This window comes from Verrucomicrobiota bacterium (assembly GCA_016871535.1).
GTDB lineage: Bacteria > Verrucomicrobiota > Verrucomicrobiia > Limisphaerales > SIBE01 > VHCZ01.
The window spans coordinates 1-4,991 of the sequence record VHCZ01000361.1 but is presented as its reverse complement, the minus strand read 5'-3'; the positions used below and the strand labels follow the sequence as shown (position 1 = coordinate 4,991).

Annotated in this window: 3 protein-coding genes and 1 pseudogene; all 4 read right to left on the bottom strand. The window is 61.1% G+C overall.

What is annotated here, in order from left to right:
* Positions 1-204: 204 nt before the first annotated feature.
* The 4 genes and pseudogenes from FJ398_26005 to FJ398_25990 all read right to left on the bottom strand — a co-directional run bounded on the left by FJ398_26005 (position 205) and on the right by FJ398_25990 (position 4,039).
* Positions 205-1,089: a DUF3991 domain-containing protein gene (locus FJ398_26005; protein ID MBM3841341.1), complete on the bottom strand. Its 885-nt coding sequence runs from the start codon at positions 1,087-1,089 to the stop codon at positions 205-207.
* Complete coding sequence (locus FJ398_26000; protein ID MBM3841340.1) at positions 1,086-1,634, bottom strand: hypothetical protein; 549 nt, start codon at positions 1,632-1,634, stop codon at positions 1,086-1,088. Before FJ398_26000 ends, FJ398_26005 begins: the two co-directional genes overlap by 4 nt.
* Positions 1,635-1,689: 55 nt before the next feature.
* Positions 1,690-3,162 (bottom strand): annotated as a pseudogene (locus FJ398_25995) (helix-turn-helix domain-containing protein).
* Positions 3,140-4,039, bottom strand: coding sequence for a chromosome partitioning protein ParB (locus FJ398_25990; GenBank protein MBM3841339.1), 900 nt, complete (start codon positions 4,037-4,039; stop codon positions 3,140-3,142). The pseudogene FJ398_25995 and the gene FJ398_25990 overlap by 23 nt, the downstream one beginning before the upstream one ends.
* Between the last annotated feature and the right edge of the window lie 952 nt (positions 4,040-4,991).

The following is a 4,991-nucleotide window of genomic DNA, read 5'->3' as shown; positions in this document are numbered from 1 at the left end:
ATCGGCGAATTTGTCCATCATGCCGTTGGCGATCAGATAATTTGACCCACTTCTGCTCAGATAAAGTGAGCCATCGGTTCACGGCGAGTAGAAGGGTAGCGGGCGATTCGCCGGGCAGGACTTCATTTCTTCCAGGTAGCTTCCCGTGGTCGGCGCGGTAACGCGCAACAGCGGACGGACACGGGGCCGAGAAGAAGGTGAACGCTACTCGCGAAGTGCGAGGGTGTCGTTCCAATCGTGGGCCAGGGGTCGCAGACGTTGCACGACCGGATGCAGGGTGATCATCTGGGTGGCGGCGAATTCACCCGCCTCGTCGGTGTCGAAGCCGCAGCGGATGTGGTAGCCGCGATCGATGAGTTTGCTGAGCCAGGGTGGGTTGGCTCGCGCTCCAGAGGTCGAGAGGCAGATGCATTCTGGATGGATTTGAAAGCAGCTGATGGCGTCGATGGCCGATTCGCAGAGTACGATTTCCCGGGAACCGGGGACGCCCGTCCAGAAATAACCCTCCTCCTTACGCGTGCCCGGCGCCATGCCGCGCCAGATCCGTGGCCCAGTGCCACGCAGCTCGGCACCGACCGGCCGCTGGGCTTTTCCCGCCACCAGCAGAAAGACCGCGTTGCCCCGATGGTCAGCGTACAACTTGCCGGACTGCAGCAGCGGCTCCAGCAGGGATGCCGCCAGATGGCGGTTTGCGGTGAGGTAGGTTCGCACCCGCCCGAGCAGCCGATCGTCGCGCGGCGGCAACCGGAGCGCGGACTGGGGCTGGCCAATCACCGACCTTTCCGAACGTGGTGACGGCGTGACCTCGGGGGGCCGGAGATAGCCACCAGTGACGTGCCGTTCCAGCCAGACCACCGCCTCGCGCCAGTCCACGGCAGCCAGGTGCATCACCAGGTCGATCGCCCCGCCGCCACCTAGATGGCAATGCCAGTTGATGAACTTGGCTCCAGTCACCGACAGCGGGCCTCGCTCCGTGTCCCACTTGGACCTGTCGCGCGGATCACGTCTGGCGGCGCGGAGCTGCAACACGGTCTCCAGCGGCACGTCTCGCACCGCGTCGGCGCGTCGGCGAAAGTCGTCGCGGGTCATGCGGCATCGCTTTCTCCACCGTCGTTCAGCTTGGGACGCAGGCTGACGCAGTCTTTCATGTTAAACACATGGGTGGTGGCCGAGAGCCGGTCGAACAAGGCGGATGCCAGATGCTTGTTCTTGAGAAACGATCCCCACTCGCTAAAGCCCAGATTCGAGGTAATCAGCGTCGTCTTGGTCTTATGCCGCTTCTGCATCAACGTGAAGAACAACCCCACCTGTGTCGGTTCCACTTCCGCGTACCCCACCTCGTCGATCACCAGGCAGTCGTAGGACGAGAACTTGCGGAGCAACTTGTCTTGCGAATGGTCGGCCAGGGACGCATACAGTTTGGCCACCAGCTCGGGGAAGGAGATGAAGTAGCCGCGATGGCCGCGGTCGAGGGCTTGCTCGCCTTTCGCGCGGTATTCGGCCTGCAGCACGTGTTTGAGCAACCGCTCGTGAGAGAAACGCCCACGCCGGGCCTCGCCGAGCAACTCGTCCCAATTCGCCAGTAGGCTTCCCAGTCGCAGGTGCTTGAGAATCTGTTGCAATTCCTCATCCATTTTTTTCGTCCTCGCTTTCCAGCGGGTGGCGGTCGTTGTTCTCGCCCAGGGTTTGGTCATAGCGCGACAAGTCCGGTTCGTCGGTCAACGCGCCTTCCAGGTAAGCCGGTCGCTGGCGATAGCTCTCGTCCACCTCGATCTTGCACGCCTGTCCGGGGCACTGACTCAGATACAGCCAGGCAATGCGCTGCACGGTCTGCAGGTGCACGACTCGATACTGCAGGGCCCGCTGCAAGGCCTGCACGAACACGGCCGGCGTCACCTGTTGGCTCAGGGCGAACAGTTCTCGCAGGAAGCGGTGACGCTGGATGCCTGGCGTTGCCAGCACGTAATCGACGTAGGCCGCGACGTCCAACCCCAGGGCGCGCAAGCGTTTTTCCTCCAGCTCGGAACTTTGCTTGCGGTGCTGGGGCTGATGCCGTGGAGCCGGTTGTCCCTCGGGAGCGAAACGGCCGTTTTTGACTCCGTCCGCCGGCAGCGGGTACTCCGCCACGCACTGGCGATGCTGATACACCTTCAGCCGGTCGGCGTATTGCAGCACTTTCACGTCTTCCCGCTTCGTGCCGGGGACCCAGTAGAAGTTGCCTTGGAACGACAAGAATCCGTATTCATCCGTGCCGCGCTCGCACGAACAGTACGGCGCGGGCAGAAGCGGCGAAAGTTCCATCAGGTACCGGCGTTCATGCTCGAAGGCATTCGCCGGAATCAGCCCGGTCTTGGCCACGGGCCGATGGTGCATGCGGACCGTGGCCCACTCGAGTGCCTGGCGATTGAGATCCTCCAGACTCTCGAAGCTGCGACCTGGCAGGAAGTTCGTCTCGACGGTCCAGAAACTTCTTTCTTCCCCCGCCTTTCGATTGGCATGCTTGATCGCGTGACACAAGAACTCGAAGCCATAGCGCCGGGCGAAGAACACCATTTTCGGCACGATCACCGCCTGTTTTCCGCTCCCCCGTAACCTGGCCAGGTTGGTGTTGTCGATGATGCATGTCTTGGCCGAGTGGCCCCAATACATCAGCGCCTCGTGCAAGAAGCATTTCATCGTGAAACGCGGAAACACGCGGTAGAACTTCAAGTACCGCCGCTTCGAGTAGCGCAGGTACAGCAGGCTGGCCACTACCCGCGTTGGCTGCTCCGCCAGTTTCACGACGTACACCGAGGTGTCGTGCTGCATTTCCGCGCCTGGGTCGTCCGGTACGTGGTCGCAGCGAGCCGACCGCGACTGGCCCAGATCCAGCTCGCGCAGCAGTCGCGTCAAAGTGGGATAGCTGACCTGGATCTTCTCCTCCTCCACCAGCTTCTCGTGCATCCGCTGCACCCAGCCGTCACATTCGTCGTACAGTCGCCGCAACAGGTCCGCATCGATTTGGATCTTGTCCTTGCGGACCGTGTTGGGCATGGCCCCTTGCCGCCGGACGATCTCCCGCACGGTGTTGCGGCTGACATTGAATTGCCGGCTGATGTCGCGTAGTGACGTTCCCGCCAAATGCAACTGGTGGATGGCATTACGCACGTCCGCATCGATCATGGAACTCTTTCATCCTTTCGCGAAAAGATTCGAAGGAGCTCAACAGACCACCACTGAGCAGATGGGCCTGGGCATGGAAGGCCCGGCTCTTCAGCCGCGCGTCCTGGCACTTGGTCATCACGCGCCGCAGGTAATTCCCCAACAGCTCCAGATCCCTCAGCAGCAGGCGCTCGAATTCGCTGCAGCCCTCAACGTCGTCGGGCACGTTTTTCATCTGTTCGAGCGACCAGTTCAGCTTGCCGGTCTCGATCGCTTCCCGCAGCGACGCCGGACCCTGGAAGTAAGCCCCTGCCAGCAGATCGATGTCCCGCACGCTCAATCGCTTGCCCGCCACCACTTTCATGAACCGCTCGATCCGCTCCTGATCGATTCCGTTCATGCGCCTGAACGGCCGCAACGTGTACAGGTAGCTGTAGACGGGAAACGCTCCCCGGAAGAGGATCTCCTGGATGGGCTGGCTCATCTCTTCCAGAAGACTGCGGCGCATGCTGACCCAGCCCTTGCTGCGCCCCAGCATTTGGGCCACCTCCGCCAGGCTCATCCCGTGCAGGGTCAAGAGGTCGACGACGAAGCGCGCTTGTTCCAGAATCCCCAAGGCATTGTCCGTCGACACCCGCATCAGGTGAATGATGCCCGTGGCTTCGTCCTGGGCGAGCGATTGATACGGCAAGGACCCAATCCCCAGCTTTTTGGCGCAGCGGTAGCGTTTGAAGCCGTTGAGGAGGAACCGGCCGTCGGGTGTATCCACTCCATCCAGCGGATCCTCGATCCCACGCTCGGCGATCGACGCCAGCAGGCGCGCTTCGCGAGCCTCGTCCCGCAGCCGATGGCCTTGGTACCGCAGGTCCAAGCTCGACAGTTCCACGCTCTCGCTCATCGCTCGGTCCCTACGGCGGGTGCTGATTCAGAAAGGCGAGAACGTAGTCGAGCCTCCGTCGCCGGGCCATGCTGTGTTGTCTCAACGCTTGACAGAGCCAATTGCCGAGTTGGTTCGGACTCATCTGAATGCCTTCGATCAGACTCACGACCATCCGCACATAGGGCAGTACGGGAGACTCCACCACGCTCGATTCATCCAGAACGACTCCTCCCAAACGCAACTCACCGTTCGCTGGAGTCTCTCCGGGGTCGACGGAGTTGGCGGGCGACGCAATCGGCTGGCCTGGCTGCGGCTCGGCATCCCTCCGACTCGTCTTGGATGAACAACCATCGCGCCGGAACCTTGCTTTTTTCCCATCCGGCGACCTGTGGTACGCCGCGCTCCGCTGGTTCGAACGCTGCCGACGATGGTGCGCCCGGCAGCCGAACGGGCACCGCAGGTTGATACGACCCGCGTTTCGAGGATGCGTCAGAAACCGAATTCCGCAGTGAACCGTGCAGTCACGCAACCCAGGATGGGACTCCAAGACCGAGTCCAGAGTGGTCTGGTAGTGCTGAATAACCGGCTTAACGCGATCGTCCTGATGCCAGTCCGGGCGAAACGAGAAACAGTTCTCGATTCCGATGACAAAAAAGCCAGGCTCTCGGTTAAAATCGCGATCGCTTTACACACACCCTCGTCCTACCTCCTCGACGCGAAACCATCGAGAGCAAGGACGAGGATTTTTTTTGTTCACAGGCTACTCGCGACGACACAATCACTATCCATCCGTCGAAATGCGCAAGCCCTTCTCCTCGCCCAGTCAACGCCGACCGGCTGACCATCCGGATTGAAATCACTACTTGGAAGAAAAGAACGAACTGCCTTCTTCTTTCCAAGTAGCGGGGCAATTTAGCTGAGCAATAACGGGGCAATTCAGCTGAGCGGCATAGGGAATCACCCAGTATTC